At 62.2% G+C, this 19,602-nt stretch carries 16 protein-coding genes; 8 read left to right on the top strand and 8 right to left on the bottom strand.

What is annotated here, in order from left to right; all coding sequences use genetic code 11:
• Positions 1–1,639: 1,639 nt before the first annotated feature.
• From BMX78_RS11055 to rpmH, 8 genes are all read right to left on the bottom strand, one after another.
• Positions 1,640–2,977 (bottom strand): ParB/RepB/Spo0J family partition protein, encoded by a 1,338-nt coding sequence (locus tag BMX78_RS11055; protein WP_091419381.1) that lies wholly within the window; start codon positions 2,975–2,977, stop codon positions 1,640–1,642.
• Between the two features lie 66 nt (positions 2,978–3,043).
• Positions 3,044–4,111, bottom strand: coding sequence for a ParA family protein (locus tag BMX78_RS11050; RefSeq protein ID WP_286138909.1), 1,068 nt, complete (start codon positions 4,109–4,111; stop codon positions 3,044–3,046).
• 89 nt (positions 4,112–4,200) lie between these two features.
• Complete coding sequence (rsmG, locus tag BMX78_RS11045) at positions 4,201–4,851, bottom strand: 16S rRNA (guanine(527)-N(7))-methyltransferase RsmG (RefSeq protein WP_091419380.1); 651 nt, start codon at positions 4,849–4,851, stop codon at positions 4,201–4,203.
• A 21-nt stretch (positions 4,852–4,872) separates the two neighbouring features.
• A complete protein-coding gene (locus BMX78_RS11040) occupies positions 4,873–5,439 on the bottom strand; it encodes a Jag family protein (RefSeq protein ID WP_091419378.1) in 567 nt (188 codons plus the stop codon).
• Positions 5,439–6,410 (bottom strand): membrane protein insertase YidC, encoded by a 972-nt coding sequence (yidC, locus tag BMX78_RS11035; protein WP_091419377.1) that lies wholly within the window; start codon positions 6,408–6,410, stop codon positions 5,439–5,441. The genes BMX78_RS11040 and yidC overlap by 1 nt, the downstream gene beginning before the upstream one ends.
• Positions 6,411–6,425: 15 nt before the next feature.
• A complete protein-coding gene (yidD, locus tag BMX78_RS11030) occupies positions 6,426–6,818 on the bottom strand; it encodes a membrane protein insertion efficiency factor YidD (protein ID WP_170850781.1) in 393 nt (130 codons plus the stop codon).
• Complete coding sequence (gene rnpA / locus BMX78_RS11025) at positions 6,811–7,218, bottom strand: ribonuclease P protein component (RefSeq protein ID WP_091419373.1); 408 nt, start codon at positions 7,216–7,218, stop codon at positions 6,811–6,813. Before rnpA ends, yidD begins: the two co-directional genes overlap by 8 nt.
• A gap of 40 nt (positions 7,219–7,258) precedes the next feature.
• Entirely contained in the window at positions 7,259–7,396 is a 138-nt protein-coding gene (rpmH, locus tag BMX78_RS11020; RefSeq protein ID WP_003800212.1) for a 50S ribosomal protein L34, read from the bottom strand.
• Between the two features lie 468 nt (positions 7,397–7,864).
• Between rpmH and dnaA the strand changes: the two genes are divergently transcribed.
• The 8 genes from dnaA to BMX78_RS10980 all read left to right on the top strand — a co-directional run bounded on the left by dnaA (position 7,865) and on the right by BMX78_RS10980 (position 19,579).
• A complete protein-coding gene (gene dnaA, locus BMX78_RS11015; RefSeq protein WP_091419371.1) occupies positions 7,865–9,286 on the top strand; it encodes a chromosomal replication initiator protein DnaA in 1,422 nt (473 codons plus the stop codon).
• A 524-nt stretch (positions 9,287–9,810) separates the two neighbouring features.
• Positions 9,811–10,935 (top strand): DNA polymerase III subunit beta, encoded by a 1,125-nt coding sequence (gene dnaN, locus BMX78_RS11010; RefSeq protein ID WP_091419638.1) that lies wholly within the window; start codon positions 9,811–9,813, stop codon positions 10,933–10,935.
• A gap of 102 nt (positions 10,936–11,037) precedes the next feature.
• Positions 11,038–11,922, top strand: coding sequence for a phosphogluconate dehydrogenase (NAD(+)-dependent, decarboxylating) (gnd, locus tag BMX78_RS11005; protein ID WP_091419370.1), 885 nt, complete (start codon positions 11,038–11,040; stop codon positions 11,920–11,922).
• Between the two features lie 45 nt (positions 11,923–11,967).
• On the top strand, positions 11,968–13,170 hold the full coding sequence (gene recF, locus BMX78_RS11000) for a DNA replication/repair protein RecF (RefSeq protein ID WP_091419368.1): 1,203 nt from the start codon (positions 11,968–11,970) through the stop codon (positions 13,168–13,170).
• A complete protein-coding gene (locus BMX78_RS10995; protein WP_091419367.1) occupies positions 13,163–13,720 on the top strand; it encodes a DciA family protein in 558 nt (185 codons plus the stop codon). The genes recF and BMX78_RS10995 overlap by 8 nt, the downstream gene beginning before the upstream one ends.
• A 381-nt stretch (positions 13,721–14,101) precedes the next feature.
• Complete coding sequence (gene gyrB / locus BMX78_RS10990; RefSeq protein WP_091419365.1) at positions 14,102–16,174, top strand: DNA topoisomerase (ATP-hydrolyzing) subunit B; 2,073 nt, start codon at positions 14,102–14,104, stop codon at positions 16,172–16,174.
• Positions 16,175–16,230: 56 nt separating this feature from the next.
• A complete protein-coding gene (gyrA, locus tag BMX78_RS10985) occupies positions 16,231–18,909 on the top strand; it encodes a DNA gyrase subunit A (RefSeq protein ID WP_091419364.1) in 2,679 nt (892 codons plus the stop codon).
• Entirely contained in the window at positions 18,902–19,579 is a 678-nt protein-coding gene (locus BMX78_RS10980; RefSeq protein WP_091419362.1) for a DUF3566 domain-containing protein, read from the top strand. The genes gyrA and BMX78_RS10980 overlap by 8 nt, the downstream gene beginning before the upstream one ends.
• The last annotated feature ends 23 nt before the right edge of the window (positions 19,580–19,602 follow it).

Genomic DNA, 19,602 nt, shown 5'->3' with positions numbered 1-19,602 from the left:
CCTTGGAATCCTGGTGCCGAAAGCTATCGGGGCAGATACTAATCACCTGCTGAAGCGGTGCGCCTAAGCGTCGAGTCAGGCCGGCACAACACTATAGAACCAACGCGGAAGGGGAGCCTCCGCCACATTCACAATAGCTTGCCGCCCTCTCTACGTGCAGTGCGGCCCAGGCCTCCGCTGCGGCGCTAGCTCACTCGTCTACCACCCGCGAAAAGCAAGTCGTGCTGTTGCCTGAACGCAGCACGGATAGTCGTCGGCTGGCAACGGTGATCTCCCTCGCAGAACACCACTATCTCAGCCTTGGCGGGAATGCCAAGGCTGCTTTTCGATCCAGAAGCCTTGTTCTGGCGCCCAACCTCAAAGAGGCAGACTTGAGAGGCAGATGACGGAAGGCCGTTTCACGCGAAACGTCGTGGTGCCTGTTTTGCCGCGAGGAGGAGGTGGGTAAATGCATAACGCGGGGTCGAATAGATGGCCCTATGGATTCGGGCACCCGTTCCGCTGGCACGGGCACCTTCATTGGCGCGAAGCGAAACGGTCGCATTAGAGCGAAGTTGAGGCGCGGAAACTATCCTCCCCGGAATTCGCCAGGGCGGGGAAAGCGCATTGGTTCATTCAAGACGGCCGCACCGATGGCGTCGAGTCGACCCTGGCAATTGATCGTCGATGGTTAGAGGTCTTTGCTGACGCAAGTTCACCCCCTATACGCGTACTACTTTGGCCTTCTGCGAGGTGAGCGCTCGGAGGGCGGAACGCAAGGCCCAAGCAACGGAACGTCGCCTTAGAACCCTACTTTACGGAGCACCTATGGGTGAACTCGCGGCGCCCCGGCTAACAGACGACTCGAGCCGCGCACAAGTGGGGAGGCGCAGCACGGTACTACGCAGACGCGCAGTACCTAAGAAGGCCTCCACAACACGTTATCCGCCAGTCAAAATCTGCACGACGGACTCTCAAGAGCCCTATCGGATGCGGTGGCTCTATAGGTCGGGAGACGAAATTGGGTGCAACAGCCCCTTGTGTAGTTCTATTCAGCTCGTCACCTCGCCCCTGAGTCGGCGAATAGGCTCCAGCACAGTCACCCCGTTCTTCGAGTTGCCGATCTCCGGAACCAGCTGAAGCAGAATACTGCGCATCTCAGGACCTAAACCGCCGTCGAAGATAGACCGGAAAGGTGACTTTATCCTTATTGCGCCGGCGGGGCAGCGACGATGCGACGCTCTCGGCGCCTACCCTCTGCCTGTTTCACGTGAAACAGAGGAACCACAGGCTGCCGGGGCATAATCTGCCCGAATCCTGTAAAGAGAAGTGGGAGAAGCTGCGGCGCATTTTTTGGCTGAAGCAGTCGGGATATATGCGATCTTCGCCAGGCAGCTGTGCGCGATCGAGCAGAGGAGCGCGTCTTCTAACTTTCGACGGTAAACCAAGGCTCTGCATCAACCCTTAACCGAGAAGATGCAGAGCGTGCGGTGTCCATTCAACCAAGCGGCAAGAACCAGAACGGCTTGTTGATCTGACAGCGCACTCCACGCGGAGCACAGGAGTCAGCAATATTTAAGATTCAAGAGCACCTAGATGTGCGACAGCCGAGGAGAGCAGCTGAATAAGCCGTCAAGCAACCACCCGCGCAAAACCCTTGTTAGCTGTCTGCCCCGGGTGCCAGGACGTCCATGATCCGGTTGAGGTCTTCAACGCTGGCGAATTCAATGCTGACCCGGCCCTTGCGGACTCCCAGCGAGATCTTGACGTTGGTGTCCAAGCGGTCCGAGAGGGATGAGGCCAGATAGTCCAGGCGCTCGTGCCGCGCACCCGGACGCGGAATGTTGTTCTTGGCAGGCTTGGCGGGATCCTGGTACATGGTGACGGCCTCTTCCGTGGCCCGTACCGACATTCCCTCAGCGACAATACGCTGGGCCAGCCGTTCCATCGCTGCGGCGTCTGGCAGGGCCAGGAGGGCCCGTGCATGGCCAGCGGAGAGAACACCCGCAGCAACACGGCGCTGGACAAGGGGAGGCAGCTTCAGCAGCCGCAGGGTATTGGAGACCTGCGGGCGTGACCGGCCGATCCGGTCTGCAAGCTGCTCGTGTGTGGTGCCGAAGTCTTCGAGGAGCTGCTGGTAGGCCGCCGCCTCTTCCAAGGGGTTGAGCTGGCTGCGGTGGAGGTTTTCGAGAAGAGCGTCACGCAGGAGGTCGTCGTCGGTGGTGTCCCGGATTATTGCCGGGATGGTTTCCAGTCCAGCAGCCTGCACTGCACGCCAACGGCGTTCACCCATAACGAGCTCAAACGGTTCTCCACCGGACTCGGTTGAGTTCCGGACCACAATTGGCTGGAGAACGCCGATTTCCCGGACAGAGTGAACCAGCTCAGCCATGTCGTCTTCATCGAAGACGGAACGGGGCTGTTTGCGGTTCGGGTGGATGTCCGTGACGCGGATCTCGGCAAAGCGGACACCGGGTACCTCTACCAGGTCCACTCCGTTGTCCGTCGCAGGAATTGCCGCAGATTCGGGGGATGGGCCACCACGCCCAACCTCCTGCTTGTCGCTGGGAACTGCACTCGCATCGGCGGCCTTCTTGGCCGGCGCGGCGCTCTTGCCCGCACCGTTCGAACTGGCATTGGATTTTGTAGTTTGCCCATTGGAGCGGGGGCCAGCCGCTTCAGGTGCGCTCTTTGCGCTGGAGGACTTTGCGGCCGCGGGCTTGCGAGAGCCGTTGCTTGAGGATGTGGACGCTGATCCCTTCGAGACCGCATCCGGCAACTCAACAGAAGAAGTCCCGGCAACAGTGCTGGCCGCGGACTCTTCTACCGGTGCTGAATCCACAACAGACTCGGCGGGATCGGTCTTCCGGCGCCCCTCGGGAAAGAAGAGATCGACAGGGCGCGCCACAGCTGTTCCGTTGCCCGCCCCATTAGCACCGGCGGAACTCGGAATCAGTGCGCCAAGACCGCGGCCCAGGCCCCGTCGCTTCTCGCTCATGAATAAATCCCTCCAGTGGAAGAGCCAGGTCCAGCCAGGCTCCAGTTGTTGCAGTTCTTGAAGATTTTAGCGTTCTGCTATTTCAGCAGCAGCTTCCAGGTAGGACAGGGCACCACTGGATGAGGGGTCGTAAGTCATCACCGTCTGCTGGTAGCTCGGCGCTTCGGAGATGCGCACCGAACGCGGCACCACGGCGGACAGGACCTGTTGCGGGAAATGCTGACGGACTTCGGCAGCCACCTGCGCGGCAAGATTGGTGCGGCCGTCATACATGGTCAGCAGGATGGTGGAAACTACCAGATCCGCATTGAGATGCTTCTGGATCATCTCGATGTTCTTGAGCAGCTGGCTCAGGCCCTCCAGCGCGTAGTACTCGCACTGGATGGGAATGAGGACTTCGTTGGCTGCACAGAACGCGTTGACCGTCAGGAGGCCAAGGCTCGGCGGGCAGTCAATGAAAATGTAATCCAGGCGCTGTTCGCCATTTTTCTCGCGGGCCTTGGCATAAACGTCAATGGCCCGGCGGAGCCGCTGCTCACGGGCCACCAGGGAAACAAGTTCAATTTCAGCGCCGGCCAGGTGGATGGTGGCTGGCGCGCAAATAAGATTTCCGATGTCCGGGCACTGAGCCACCACATCGGCGAGGGGCACGTCATTGATCAGGACATCATAGATGCTGTCCACATCCGCGTGGTGTTCGATACCCAACGCGGTGGACGCATTGCCTTGGGGGTCAATGTCGATGACCAGGACGTTCAGTCCGGCTGCTGCGAGGGCCGCAGCAATGTTGACCGTGGTAGTGGTCTTCCCCACCCCGCCCTTTTGATTGGATACCGTGAAGATGCGCGTCTTCTCCGGGCGCGGCAACTGTCGTCCAACCAACCGCTCGCGCCGGCGGGTCTCATGCGCTAATTCGCGGGCAATGGGACTGGAATCATCAATGGCGTCGATGATGTTCCCCCTACTTGTGGAGGTTGTTTCACGTGAAACGAACACCGGAGATGAATTTGTTACCGCACCAGGTTGATTTCCAAGAACACCGGAGGCGCCCGAGACAGTCCCAGCGAAAGAACGTGCTGACCCCAAAGACACAAACGGGGGTATCCGTTGTGTGGAGGCTTCGCTACTGGTCACTGGGGCACACTCACTCTCGTTCAGCTATTTTTGCTGCCGTTGACTAGCCTAACTGCTTACCCCGGCAGACTGCGGCTGCCGGGCCAACACTAGGGCTTCTTTTGGGACTTGTTTACAACGATGCGTACCACAGTGGTGGGCTCTTCCAGCAGGTTATCGCCAACCGTGAGGACCGATGTCTCCACACCGCCCAGTTTCCGGATGACCTTGGCCGCCTTCTCAATTTCCTCGCCCGCGCTGCGGCCTTTGATGGCAACCACTTCACCCTTGCCTGCGAGCAGGGGGATGGTGAGGCCGGCAAGGCTGCTCAGGGCAGAGACAGCCCGCGCGGTCACAACATCGGCGTCCACGTGTCCCACTGCCAGCTCGGCGCGGGTGCGCATCACCGTGACATTCTCCAGGCCCAGATCATCCACCACTTCCTGAAGCCAGATCACCCGGCGTTCAAGAGGCTCGATCAGGGTCAGTTCCAGGTCCGGGCGCGCGATAGCGAGGCACAGGCCCGGGAGCCCGGCCCCGCTTCCCACGTCCGCTACATGGCTTCCGTGGGCAATTGCAGTTTCAATGACAGCGCAGTTCAGGACATGGCGGCTCCACAGCCGGGGGATCTCGCGGGGGCCAATCAGCCCGCGCTCAGTTCCGGAAGTGGCGAGGTGTTCCACATAACGCTTAGCGAGGTCCAGGCGGTCACCGAAAATCTTCTCAGCTGCCAGAAGCTCAGCTGGCGTGATGTCAACCATGATTAGCGAATCAGCAATTCTCTAGTCCGCGGATACAACGATATGGCGGCCGGCACCTTCGCCCTCGGACTCGCTCACCAGGCCGAGGTCGGCAACGGCGTCGTGGACGATCTTGCGTTCGTAGGCACTCATCGGTTTGAGGGCAACTGCCTGGCCGGTTTCCTTTACAGTGGCGGCCGCGTCCTCGGCAACTTTCTGCAGATGGCCAGTGCGCTCCTGCCGGTAGCCGTTGATATCCAGCACCAGGCGCGAACGGTTTTCCGTGGCGGACAGCACGGCGAGGCGGGTCAGTTCCTGCAGGGCTTCAAGGACTTCGCCGTCCTCGCCCACCAGGCTGTCGAGGCTGTCCGATTCCTCCTCCGTAACGATGGAGATGTAGGTGCGTCCGTTGCGGACCTCGATGTCGATGTCGCCGTCGATATCTGCAATGTCCAGCAGCTCCTCGAGGTAGTCCGCTGCGACGTCGCCTTCTTCCTCCAGGCGGCTCGCTGAGGAGGCCTTGGGGGAGGAAAGATCCTGGTCCAAGGACTCGTCCTGCTCGTCGACAGTCACTTCAGAAAGGGCCTGTTCAGTACTCTCGGCTGACATTACTTCTTCTTCCTGTTCTTGCGTTGTGGCTGGGTGCGCTGTCCTTTTGCCTGCGCCACGGCAGCGGCGGCGGCCGCTGCGTCCGCGTCGTCGTCCTTCTTACCACTCAAGATCGAAAGGGCCGGAAGGCCCTTGGCGGCACGGCGCTCGGCGAGGGCCTTCGCTGCGGGGGATCCCGGCGTCGGCATACGGCGGATGACAAAGAACTGCTGGCCCATGGTCCAGAGGTTGGTGGTGGTCCAGTAGATGAGCACACCGATGGGGAAGTTGATGCCGCCAACACCGAAGACAATGGGCAGGATGTAGAGCATCATCTTCTGCTGGCGCATAAAGGGGCTGGCCATGGCTTCTTCAGACATGTTCTTGGCCATGATCTGCTTCTGCGTGATGAACTGCGAGGCCGTCATGGCAAGGATCATGATGATCGAGAGGACCACGACGGCCACGTTGGTGGCGCCGCCGTGAAGGAGCGCGGCGGACAGCGGAGCCCCGAAGATGCTGGACTCGTCGAACTGCACCACCTGCTCCTGGCTCATGGCACCGATGCCTTTGCCCTGGGTCTTGGCGGAACTGATGCCGGACAGCACCTGGAACAGGGCGAAGAAGAAGGGCATCTGGATCAGCATGGGCAGGCAGGCGGAGAACGGGTTGGTCCCGTGCTTCTTGTACATGGCCATCTGTTCCTGCGCCATGGCCTGGCGGGACAGCTGGTCTGTCTTGCCCTTGTACTTGTCCTGCAGCTTCTTCAAGTCAGGCTGAAGCAGCTGCATGCCGCGTTGGGCCTTGATCTGCTTGACGAACACGGGAATCAGGGCGGCGCGGATCACCAGCACCAGGCCAATGATGGACAGCGTCCAGGTCCAGCCCGATGCTTCGGGCAGGCCGATCGCGCTCAAGCCCTCATGGAAGCCCACCATGATGACGGACACGAGCCACTTGAACGGAAACATGATTGTTTCAAAGAAGTCCATACTTATCCCTATTCGTCAGGCCGCCGTGCGGCCTTCTCCATCAGTCCGAGCAGCCAGGTACTTGTCCGGGTTGTTCAGCACAACAATTGTGGGGGTCTGGCTGGCAGGCCATTCCCGGTGGCCGGCGGGGACATGGTCCACACCGCCGGCATTCCATGGGTGGCAGCGGGCAAGGCGGCGCGCAGCAAGCCAGCTTCCCTTGACGGCACCATGGACAGTGATCGCTTCAAGGGCATATGCCGAGCATGAAGGGAAGAATCTGCAGACCTGGCCGTACAAGGGAGAAACCACCTTGCGGTAGGCCTTCAACAGAAGAATGAGGATGTTGCGGGGCAGGTTCCAGAGGAACAGCGCCACGGCGGCCACAACAGGATGTAAATGGGCGACGACGGCGGTGGCGTTACGCACGCGGTGTCCCCTCCTGTGTTGTACCGGCCGAACCGTTGGCGGCAGCCCGGGGGCGGCCGGCCAGACGGGCCATTGTCGATTCCAGTGCAGCGTTGTAATCCGAGAGCAGTTGCTCCCAGCTCGCGGACGCGGACGCAGGCAGCGCCCTGACCACTATGGCGAACCCGGTACCGTACTCGCGCAGCGAGGCAGCACCGGCTTCCCTCAGTCTCCTCTTAACGAGGTTCCTGACCACAGCGTTCCCAACACTTTTGGAAACAATGAACCCGATCCGGCTGGGTTCGTCGGCAGCAATAGCTGCCGCATATAACACTACGTTCCGGCGTCCATTGCGGACACCGGAACGTACAGTTGTTGAAAAATCGGTTGCAGTCCTCAAACGGTTGCGGGTGGCCAGCACCTTAAACTCGCAAAGAAATGTCTACCGACAAGTCAGTTATTTACGCCGACAGCTCGGTACGGCCCTTGCCACGACGGGCTGCCAGGATTGCGCGGCCGGCACGGGTACGCATACGAAGGCGGAAGCCGTGCTTCTTGGCTCGACGGCGGTTATTCGGCTGAAAAGTCCGCTTGCTCACGTTAGTTACTCCAGTGGATCAAAGGTGCGCCCACCCGATCAGTATGGGGAAGAACTGGCCGACGCTAAGTTTTGTATATGCACGCTTCCCCCGGCTGCTCACACGCACTGCGTCTGAGAGATTCAGATGGGGCCAAAAAGCGGACACAAAGGACTTCACAACGTTAGGGCAATTCACTGCCCCCAGTCAAACCGAAGCAGGCCGCCGGCGTTGTCCCCAACTGTGGCAAACCTGCCCTTCGAGCCTGTGGATGAAGTGGCTCACAGGCTCCATTTCAGAACCACAACCGTGTAATTATCCACAAGCTACTTGCCAGCTATCTTCTAGGCTTTTCATCCCCTAGAGTGGCCCAGTAGCCGATTATCCACGTGCTGTGTATAACCCTGTGGATGAAGCTGAACCGGATCCTGGTTCCGTGCTTGCGGCTGCAGGCAATGCAGGCAAAGCAAGTTTTGAGGGAACCAATTGATGACAGTAGACGAAGCCAATCACGCCAATACTGTCGGAAGTTCCTGGCGCCGCGTTGTCAGCCTGCTGGAACAGGACCACCGCGTTTCACCCCGTCAGCGTGGCTTTGTCATCCTTGCCCAGGCCCAGGGCCTGATTGGTTCCACCCTGCTGGTGGCAGTACCCAATGAACTCACCCGTGAAGTGCTTCAGACCCAGGTCAAGGACGCCCTGGATGATGCGCTGCACAGCGTCTTCTCCGAGGACATCCGCTGTGCCATTGACGTGGACACGGACCTGGTGCCCATCCACGAAGAGCCCGAACCTGTTGTGGAGCCTTCCTTCTCGCCGGACCAGCTGATCGAGCAGAAGCCGCAGCCCATGCTGCCCAGCACCTCCCACGAATTCGGGCGGCTGAACCCCAAGTACGTGTTTGACACCTTCGTGATCGGCTCGTCCAACCGCTTTGCCCACGCCGCGGCCGTCGCTGTTGCCGAAGCCCCTGCCAAGGCCTACAACCCGCTGTTCATCTACGGCGATTCGGGGTTGGGCAAGACCCACCTCCTGCATGCCATCGGCCACTATGCCCGGCGGCTCTACAGCGGCATCCGCGTGCGGTACGTCAATTCCGAAGAATTCACCAACGACTTCATCAACTCCATCCGTGACGATGAAGGCGCCAGTTTCAAGACCACTTACCGCAACGTGGACGTCCTGCTCATCGATGACATCCAGTTCCTGGCCGGCAAGGACCGGACGCTGGAGGAGTTCTTCCACACATTCAACTCGCTGCACAACAACAACAAACAGGTGGTCATCACCTCTGACCAGCCGCCCAAGCTGCTCGCCGGGTTCGAGGACCGGATGAAATCGCGCTTCGAATGGGGCCTGCTGACGGACATCCAGCCGCCGGAACTGGAAACCCGTATCGCGATCCTCCGCAAGAAGGCCCTCAGTGAAGGCCTGTCGGCTCCGGATGACGCCCTCGAATACATCGCGTCCAAGATTTCCAGCAACATCCGCGAACTTGAAGGCGCCCTGATCAGGGTCACCGCCTTTGCCAGCCTCAACCGTCAGCCCGTGGACGTTGCCCTCGCCGAGATGGTGCTCAAGGACCTCATCACCGACGACGGCGCCCAGGAGATCACGTCCAGCCAGATCCTGCAGCAGACGGCCGAGTACTTCAAGCTCAGCATGGAAGAGCTTTGCAGCAAGTCCCGCACCAGGACGCTGGTCACCGCACGCCAGATCGCCATGTACCTCTGCCGGGAGCTGACCGACATGTCGCTTCCCAAGATCGGCCAGGAGCTTGGCGGCCGCGACCACACCACCGTGATTCACGCAGACCGCAAAATCCGGGAACTGATGGCCGAGCGCCGTGTGATCTACAACCAGGTGACCGAGCTGACCAACCGGATCAAGCAACAGCAACGGGATTCCTGACCCAGCACCTATACCTTATTAACAGGCACATGTGGATAAGCCTGTGGATACTTAAGGGGACAACCGCGGTTAATGGGCTTAAAACCCTTAAGCCGCCTGTGGATCGCGAAAAACGCCAAAATTCTTATCCCCATCCACACCCTGTTTAAAACCTGCTCCACCCACAGTCCATGAACAGGGCTTAACCGCCGGATCGTACGGCCAGGGGCAGTTATCCACAGTTTCCACAGCAGTTATTAACACTACTAATCCCAAAAATTTGAAGTCCCTCAAATAACAAGATCAATCCGCCCGCACCGCTCGGAGGGGCCGCCGGCCCCAAGGGGCCAGCGCCGCAAAGTGGGGATGGGTTAATCGCGGATCTTCCGGCTAAGCTGTCAGCAGCGCTCCCATCCTTGGGTTTCTGCGTGGTTCAGGCAGCACGGACCATGCAAGTTCAGGTGTGGGACAACTCCCTTGAGGAGCTTCCTGCGGGAAGTTTCGTCGAACACCAACGCAGCAGCAATGAAAGGCGGCACCCTTCCGTGAAGTTCAGAGTCGATCGGGACGTCCTGGCAGAAGCCGTCACCTGGACAGCCCGCTCGTTGTCTCCGCGGCCGCCCGTACCCGTCCTTTCCGGCCTCCTCCTGAAGGCTGAAGCAGGCACCGTCAGCCTCTCGAGCTTTGACTACGAAACCTCCGCACGCCTGGAGATTGCCGCTGACATCCGGGACGAAGGAACCATCCTGGTTTCAGGCCGCCTCCTCGCCGACATCTGTCGCAGCCTGCCTTCCGCGCCCGTGGACGTCGAAACGGACGGCAACAAGGTCACACTCACCTGCCGCCGCAGCAGCTTCCACCTGGCCACCATGCCCGAAGCGGAATACCCGCCGCTTCCCGCCCTGCCGACGGTGAGCGGAACAGTTCCGGGCGACTCCTTTGCCCAGGCTGTTTCCCAGGTGATCATTGCTGCGAGCAAGGACGACACCCTGCCCATCCTCACCGGTGTGCGAATGGAGATCGAGGACGACCTCATCACCCTTCTCGCCACTGACCGCTACCGGCTCGCCATGCGTGAAGTTCCGTGGAAGCCGGTCACTCCGGGCATCTCCACCAGTGCACTGGTCAAGGCCAAAACCCTCAACGAGGTTGCCAAGACCCTGGGCAACAGCGGGGACATCCAGCTTGCCCTTTCGGATGATGACAGCCGGCTGATCGGTTTCGAAAGCGGGGGCCGCACCACCACGTCCCTGCTGGTGGACGGCGACTACCCGAAGATCCGCTCCCTTTTCCCGGATTCCACGCCAATCCACGCAACTGTCCAGACCCAGGAACTCGTCGAAGCGGTACGCCGTGTCTCGCTGGTAGCCGAGCGCAACACCCCGGTCCGCCTCGCCTTTACCCAGGGCCTGCTGAACCTGGACGCCGGCACGGGCGAGGACGCACAGGCCTCTGAGGAACTGGAAGCCCAGCTTTCCGGCGACGACATCACTGTGGCCTTCAACCCGCACTACCTGGTGGAAGGCCTAAGCGTCATCGAAACCAAGTTCGTCCGGTTCTCGTTCACCACGGCACCGAAGCCGGCCATGATCACGGCCCAGGCGGACGCGGACGGCGAAGACCAGGATGACTACCGCTACCTCGTGATGCCGGTCCGCCTCCCCAACTAAGTAGCAGCAAGTGTCGTTTTGGCCGCCCAAAACGACACTTAGAGCTACCCAGTTGGGCAAGCCAGAGAATTTCCCACCCCCAGCGCAGAAAGAGATTCCACCATGCACATTGGACTGATTGGCCTTGGCAAAATGGGATTCAACATGCGCGAACGCCTGCGCAAGGGCGGCGTTGAGGTCACTGGCTATGACCGGAACCCGGACGTCACGGACGCCGGTTCCATTGATGAGCTCATCGCAGCAGTCCCCGCCCCAAGGCTCATCTGGGTGATGGTTCCTGCCGGTGACATCACGGACGCCGTGGTCAAGGAGCTCAGCGAAAAACTCACCGAGGGTGACCTGGTGATCGACGGCGGCAACTCCCGCTTCACGGAGGACCAGAAACACGGCGAACTCCTGGCGGCCAGGGGTATCCACTTCGCAGACTGTGGTGTGTCCGGCGGGGTGTGGGGGCTCCAGAACGGCTACGGCCTGATGGCAGGCGGTGACGCCGCCGACATTGAGCGCGCCCTTCCGGTCTTTGACGCCCTCCGCCCCGAAGGTGAACGCGCTGACAGTTTTGTCCACGTGGGCGGAATAGGTGCCGGCCATTACGCCAAGATGGTTCATAATGGCATTGAGTACGGCCTGATGCAGGCGTACGCCGAGGGGTACCAGCTCCTCGCATCCAAGGACATCATCAACGATCTGCCCGGCACCTTCCGCGCCTGGCAAAAGGGCACCGTTGTCCGGTCGTGGCTGCTGGACCTCCTGGTCAAAGCGCTGGACGAGGACCCGGGGCTGCAGAACATCGATGACTACGTCGAGGACTCGGGCGAGGGCAGGTGGACTGTGGAAGAGGCCATCGCCAACGCCATTCCCGCACCGGCCATCACGGCTGCCCTGTTCGCCCGCTTTGAATCCCGCGAGGACAGCTCCCCGGCCATGAAGATGGTGTCCGCCCTGCGCCACCAGTTCGGCGGGCACGCCACCCGTCCTGCCAAGTAGCAACCAGAGGGAACCTGGGAGGTTCCCGGAATTGCCGAAAACCGCGTGTACATAGAACACCTCTCGCTGACTGATTTCCGCAGTTACGCCCAGGTTGACCTTGCCCTGGGCCCGGGCGTCACCGTCCTGGTGGGCTACAACGGCATCGGCAAAACCAACCTGATGGAAGCCATCGGATACCTGGCCACCCTCAGCTCCCACCGGGTCAGCTCCGACGGTCCGCTGCTGCGGTTCGGTACCGAGCGCGCGCTGGTCAGGGCCCGGCTGGTCCGCGGCGGGCAGACCACCGTCCTCGAACTGGAAATCAATGCCGGCCGGGCCAACCGCGGCCGGATCAACCGCAGCAATCCGGTCCGCGCCCGCGACCTGCTCGGCATTTGCCAGACGGTGCTCTTTGCGCCCGAGGACCTGGCCCTGGTGAAGGGTGATCCGTCCAACCGCCGCCGCTTCCTGGACGAACTCCTGGCCAGCCTGGTTCCGCACCACGCGGCCACCCGCAGCGATTACGACCGCGTGCTCAAACAGCGCAACGCCCTGTTGAAGTCCGCCCGGGCCGGCAAATTCACGTCGGGGCACGAAGCAACGCTGGATGTGTGGGACCAGCACATGGCCAAAGCCGGCGCCGAACTGCTGCACGCCCGGCTCGAGCTCGTGGAGCGCCTCCGCCCGCACCTTGCCAAGGCATATGCCGGGCTCACGGACACCTCAAAGCCGGCCGATGCCATCTACCGTTCCACCCTCCAGAACCAGATGGACGACGACGGCGCACCCGAGTTGCGCCCTGCCGGCAGCGGAGCTGGAGGTACGACAGCTGAAGCTGAAGACCTGCGCCAGCTCACCGTGGAACAGCTCACTGAGCGCTATGTGCGCGCCTTTGCCGACGCCCGGCGCAAGGAACTGGAGCGCGGCATTTCGCTGGTGGGTCCCCACCGCGACGAACTGGAACTGGTCCTGGGCCAGGCGCCCGCCAAAGGGTACGCATCCCACGGAGAAACATGGTCCATGTGCCTGGCGCTGCGCCTCGCGTCCTACTATGTGATGCTGGACGACGCCCGGACCGGTGGTTCCGCGCCCATCCTGATCCTCGACGACGTTTTTGCCGAGCTGGACGTGCAGCGCAGGCGTAAACTGGCCGCAATAGTCTCGGGTGCGGAACAGGTCCTGGTGACCGCCGCCGTCGACGCCGATATCCCGGAAGAGCTGTCCGGACGGCGGGTGAAGGTCATCGCGGGAGGTATCGATGAGTAGGGCCAAGGACGACGACGCCCGGCAGCCGGGCCGTGAGCCCGACAATATCGATGCGCCCCAGGCCGCCCTGAACAGAATGCGGGAAGCTGCGGCCGCCCGGGGCGAGATCCGCAGGGCGGCAGTGCGTCCCGGATCCCAGAAGGCCAAGCGAGGAATCCGGGATACCCGCGGATTCAGCCAGTTCCATGCCACCGGCCGCGATCCGCTGGGACTGGGCAAAGTGGTTGGCCGTTTGGTGGCCGAACGCGGTTGGACCTCCCCGGTTGCCGTCGGCTCCGTGATGGCGGAATGGGCCACCCTGGTGGGGCCGGAAATCTCGGCGCACTGCACGCCCGAAAGCTTCACGGACACCACGCTGCATGTCAGGTGTGATTCAACGGCCTGGGCCACGCAGCTACGGCTCCTCAGCTTGAGCCTGCTCGAGAAATTCCGGGTGGAGCTGGGCGAGGGTGTGGTCACGAGCATCCAGGTTTTGGGGCCATCCGCGCCGAGCTGGCGCAAGGGCGGCCGGACCGTCAACGGCCGGGGACCGCGGGACACTTACGGATAGCCCGCCGTCGAACTCTTGAAAATCCTCTGATTGCCGTGTAGCGCCCTGGAAGGGCCGGAGGGTGTATAGGCACCCGCAGGCCGGAGTTTCGGAGCGCCCAAGGCGCGGTCTACGCCCTGCAGCAGGCATATCGCCCGCCATCCACGGTCTCCGGAATGCGGGAATCCGGCCCGTTACACGGTAGAATCGTTGTAGATAACTGGGCGCCGGTGAAACGTTGACTGAGTCCGTTCTCCGCATGGTTCCAGCACGCGGATTTCGGATCCCACCATCAGCTAGTAGCCGGCGCCATAAGTTTGTGCCTGTTGGCGGACGGTTTTTCCATGCCTGGAAGAGCTTTTCGGCCGGCCATCATCGAGAACAGAGGAGTCGACAGCGCCTGTGGCTAACGACAATACAGATATTCTGGCAGTTGAATCCGCAGTCGAGGATGCCCGCACGCCTGACACTCCACGGGAGTATGGCGCCAGCGACATTACCGTGCTTGAGGGCCTGGAAGCCGTCCGGAAGCGTCCCGGTATGTACATCGGCTCCACCGGACCCCGCGGACTCCACCACCTGGTGTACGAAGTGGTGGACAACTCCGTTGATGAAGCCCTGGCCGGCTACTGCACGCATATCGAGGTAGTGCTCCAGGCCGACGGCGGCGTGAAGGTTGTCGACGACGGCCGCGGCATCCCCGTGGACATGCACCCCACCGAACACAAGCCCACGGTGGAAGTTGTTATGACCATCCTGCACGCGGGCGGCAAGTTCGGCGGCGGCGGCTATGCCGTTTCCGGCGGCCTCCACGGCGTGGGCATCTCCGTTGTCAACGCACTTTCAAGCCGGGTGGACACAGAGGTCCGCCGCCAGGGCCACGTCTGGCGGATGTCCTTCGCCGACGGCGGCAAGCCCCAGGGCAGCCTGGTGCAGGGTGAGGAAACAGACCTCACCGGAACCACCCAGACGTTCTACCCGGACCCGGCGATCTTCGAGACCACCGAGTTCGATTTCGAGACCCTGCGCGCACGTTTCCAGCAGATGGCGTTCCTCAACAAGGGCCTGCGCATTACCCTGACCGACGAACGCACCCCCGCCGGCGACAGCGAGGCGGACGCCGACCTCGATCTGGACGGCGTGGTCACCGAAGGCGAAGTCAGTGCAGAGCACCGCACCGTGGTGTACCAGTACAACGAGGGCCTGCTGGACTACGTCAAGCACCTCAACTCGGGCAAGAAGGTGGACGTGGTCCACGAGGACGTCATCGCCTTCGAAACCGAGGACCAGGAGCGCAAGATCGCCCTGGAAATGGCAATGCAGTGGACCAACGCCTACTCCGAGAGCGTCCACACCTACGCCAACACCATCAACACGCACGAAGGCGGCACCCACGAAGAGGGTTTCCGCGCTGCCATGACCTCCCTGATCAACCGCTACGCGCGTGAGAAGGGCATCATCAAGGAAAAGGACGACAACCTCACCGGTGACGATATCCGTGAGGGCCTCACCGCCGTCATCTCCGTCAAACTCGCCGAGCCGCAGTTCGAGGGCCAGACCAAGACCAAGCTGGGCAACTCCGAGGTCAAGGGCTTCGTCCAGCGCGTTGTGACCGATGGGCTCGGCGACTGGCTGGAACGCAACCCCGGTCCCGCCCGCGACGTCATCCGCAAGGCGATCTCCGCAGCGCAGGCCCGCATGGCTGCACGCAAAGCCCGCGACAACGCCCGCCGCAAGAGCCCGCTGGAATCCTTCGGCATGCCGGGCAAGCTGTCCGACTGCTCCTCCAAGGATCCGGAGAGGTGCGAGGTCTACATCGTGGAGGGTGACTCGGCAGGCGGTTCGGCCAAGCGCGGCCGCAACCCCGAGACCCAGGCAATCCTTCCCCTCCGCGGCAAGATCCTGAACGTGGAGCGTGCCCGCCTGGACAAGGCCCTGGGCAACGCGGAGGTCCAGTCCATGATCACGGCCTTCGGCACGGGCATCGGTGAGGATTTTGACCTCTCCAAGCTCCGGTACCACAAGATCGTCCTGATGGCAGATGCCGACGTGGACGGCCAGCACATCACCACCCTGCTGATGACGCTGCTGTTCCGCTACATGCGCCCGCTGATCGAAAACGGCTACGTTTACCTGGCCCAGCCGCCGCTGTACCGGATCAAGTGGTCCAACGCTGCCCACGACTACGTGTACAGCGACAAGGAACGCGACGCCAAGCTCCTCGCCGGGCAGGCGGCAGGACGCCGCATCCCCAAGGACAACGGCATCCAGCGCTACAAGGGTCTCGGCGAAATGGACTACACCGAACTGTGGGACACCACCATGGATCCGGACAACCGCACGCTCCTGCAGGTCACCATGGATGACGCATTGGCTGCGGACCAGATCTTCTCCGTCCTGATGGGCGAGGACGTGGAATCACGCCGCAACTTCATCCAGCAGAACGCCAAGGACGTCAGGTTCCTGGATATCTAGGGCTTCACCCGCATAGATATTCCAGAGCCGACATATACCTGAAACGGAAATAGAAAATGAGCGACGAAACACCCGAGAACCCGGCCCCCGAAGCCGGGAACCCGGACACCGTTCTTGAAGGCGACGTGCTGGTTGACCGCGTGGAGCAGGTGGACCTGCAGACGGAAATGCAGCGGTCCTACCTGGACTACGCCATGGCCGTCATCGTGGGCCGTGCCCTTCCGGACGTCCGCGACGGACTCAAGCCCGTGCACCGCCGCGTGCTGTACGCGATGTTCGACGGCGGCTACCGCCCGGAGCGATCCTTCAACAAGTGTGCCCGCGTGGTGGGCGAGGTCATGGGCCAGTACCACCCCCACGGTGACACCGCGATCTACGACGCACTGGTCCGCCTCATCCAGGACTGGACCATGCGCTACCCGCTGGCCCTGGGCCAGGGCAACTTCGGTTCGCCGGGCAACGACGGCGCGGCTGCACCCCGTTACACCGAAACCAAGATGGCCCCGCTGGCCATGGAAATGGTCCGGGACATCGACGAGGAAACTGTCGATTTCCAGGACAACTACGACGGCAAGAACCAGGAACCCACCATCCTGCCGGCCAGGTTCCCCAACCTGCTGGTGAATGGCTCCTCCGGCATCGCCGTCGGCATGGCCACCAACATCCCGCCGCACAACCTCCGCGAGGTGGCTGATGGGGTGCAGTGGTACCTGGCCAACCCGACCGCAAGCCGCGAGGAACTGCTCGAAGAACTCCTGCGCCGGGTCAAGGGGCCCGATTTCCCCACGGGCGCCACCATCCTGGGCCACAAGGGCATCGAGGACGCCTACCGGACCGGGCGCGGCTCTGTCACCATGCGAGCCGTGGTGAACGTGGAGGAGCTGCAGGGCCGCACGTGCCTGGTGGTCACCGAACTGCCGTACCAGGCCAACCCGGACAACCTGGCCATCAAGATCGCCGAACTCGTCAAGGACGGCAAGATCCAGGGCATCGCGGACCTCCGCGATGAAACCTCGGGCCGTACCGGCCAGCGGCTGGTCATCGTGCTCAAGCGCGACGCCGTGGCAAAGGTGGTGTTGAACAACCTCTACAAGCACACCGAACTGCAGAGCAACTTCTCGGCCAACATGCTGGCGATTGTGGACGGCGTGCCCCGCACCCTGAGCCTGGACGCCTTCATCCGGCACTGGGTCACCCACCAGATGGACGTCATCGCCCGCCGCACTCGGTACCGGCTGCGCAAGGCCGAGGAAGAAGCCCACATCCTGCGGGCGCTGCTGAAGGCGCTGGACGCTCTGGACGAGGTCATCGCCCTGATCCGCGCGTCCAACACCACCGAAGCAGCACGCGACGGCCTGATGGAACTGCTGGACATCGATGAACTGCAGGCCAGGGCCATCCTGGACATGCAGCTGCGGCGACTTGCAGCCCTGGAACGCCAGAAGATCCAGGACCGGCACTCAGAGCTCGAAGCCCTCATTGCCGAGTACAACGAGATCCTCGCCTCCGAGCAGCGCCAGCGCGAAATCATCAGCACTGAGCTTGGCGAGATCGTGGACAAGCACGGTGATGACCGCCGCACGAAGATCCTGATGGGCTTCGACGGCGACATGTCCATGGAGGACCTCATTCCCGAAGAGGAGATGGTGGTCACCATCACCCGCGGCGGCTACGTCAAGCGCACCAGGAGTGACAACTACCGTTCGCAGCAGCGCGGCGGCAAGGGCATCAAGGGTGCCCAGCTGCGCGGCGACGACGTGGTGGAGCACTTCTTTGTCACCACCACGCACCACTGGCTCCTCTTCTTCACCAACCTCGGCCGGGTGTACCGGGCCAAGGCCTACGAGCTGATGGAAGCCGGCCGCGACGCCAAGGGCCAGCACGTTGCCAACCTGATGGCGTTCCAGCCGGACGAGCACATCGCCCAGGTGCTGGACCTGAAGGACTACCAGCAGGCTCCGTACCTGGTCCTCGCCACCAAGCGCGGACTGGTGAAAAAGACACGGCTGGAGGACTACGACACCAACCGCTCCGCCGGCGTGATCGCCATCAACCTCCGCGACGGCGACGAACTGGTGTCCGCGCAGCTGGTCTCCGAAACCGACGATCTGCTTCTGGTGTCCCGCAAGGGGCAGTCCATCCGCTTCACGGCCACTGAGGATGCACTCCGCCCCATGGGCCGGGCAACCTCCGGCGTCACGGGCATGAAGTTCCGCGAGGACGACGAACTGCTCGCCGCCAACGTTGTGACCGACGGCTCGTTCGTGTTCATCGTGACCGAGGGCGGCTACGCCAAGCGCACTGCGGTGGAGGAATACCGGCTCCAGGGCCGCGGCGGGCTGGGCATCAAGGTTGCGAAGCTTGCCGAAGAACGCGGTGACCTGGTGGGCGCACTTATTGTCCAGGAAGAGGACGAGGTGCTGGTGGTGATGGAAGGCGGCAAGGTGGTCCGTTCATCGGTGGCCGGTGTCCCTGCCAAGGGCCGCGACACGATGGGCGTTATCTTCGCCAAGCCGGACAAAAACGACCGGATCATCGAGGTGGCGCGCAACAGCGAACGCGGCCTTGAGGGCGAGGAATCGCTGGCCGATGACGTAACGTTGGCTGAAGATGGCGGTTCCCCGGAGGAAGCCGCAGAGTCAGCACTGGCAGAAGAATCACCGGCCGTTGAGTCAGAGGACGCCTCGGGCGACGCTGAGCCGAACGAAGACAACACGGAGGTAACGAGTGAGTAATCCCGACTCATTTCCCAGGCCGAACACTTCAGCTTCCGAGGGAAACCGGCCCTCGGCCGCACCCCGGGTTAACGCTCCTGTTCGTCCGCAGCAGCGTCCTGCCGCCCCCGCGGCCGCCCCAGGGCAGCGCCCTGCGGTCCCCGGCCAGCGTCCCCTCCAGGGTGAACGGCCGACGCCGGGACAGGCCGCGCCGCGCACGGCTGCGGGAGCGTCTGTCCCCGGCCAGCGTCCGGCGCAGGGCCCGCAGCAGGGCCAGCGGCCTGCCCAGGGCGGTCCGGGGCTGGTAAAGCCGGCGCCCAAGGCCAAGGTCAGGCGCGCGCGGCTGCTGGTCAGCAAGGTTGACCCGTGGTCCGTCCTGAAGATGGCCTTCCTGCTGTCCGTGGCGCTGGGAATCGTCACGGTGGTGGCTGCGATCGTCCTGTGGACCGTCCTGGACCTCACCGGCATCTTTGACCAGGTAGACAGCCTGCTTGGTACGCTCGCCGGCTCAGAGGGCGGCGGCTTCGAACTGAAGAAGGTTGCATCGCTTGGGCAGGTGGCCTCGTTCGCCACCATCATTGCCGTGGTGAATGTTGTCCTGCTGACCGCGCTCTCCATGCTTTCGGCTGTCCTGTACAACATTGCCGCCACCTTGGTGGGCGGCATCGGCGTTACCCTCACCGACGATTAGGCCCTTGCTTTCACCGGGCAGAT

This window comes from Arthrobacter sp. OV608 (assembly GCA_900110595.1).
Classification (GTDB): domain Bacteria; phylum Actinomycetota; class Actinomycetes; order Actinomycetales; family Micrococcaceae; genus Arthrobacter.
The sequence above is the reverse complement of the archived record's forward strand: the minus strand, read 5'-3'. Positions and strand labels throughout refer to the sequence as shown.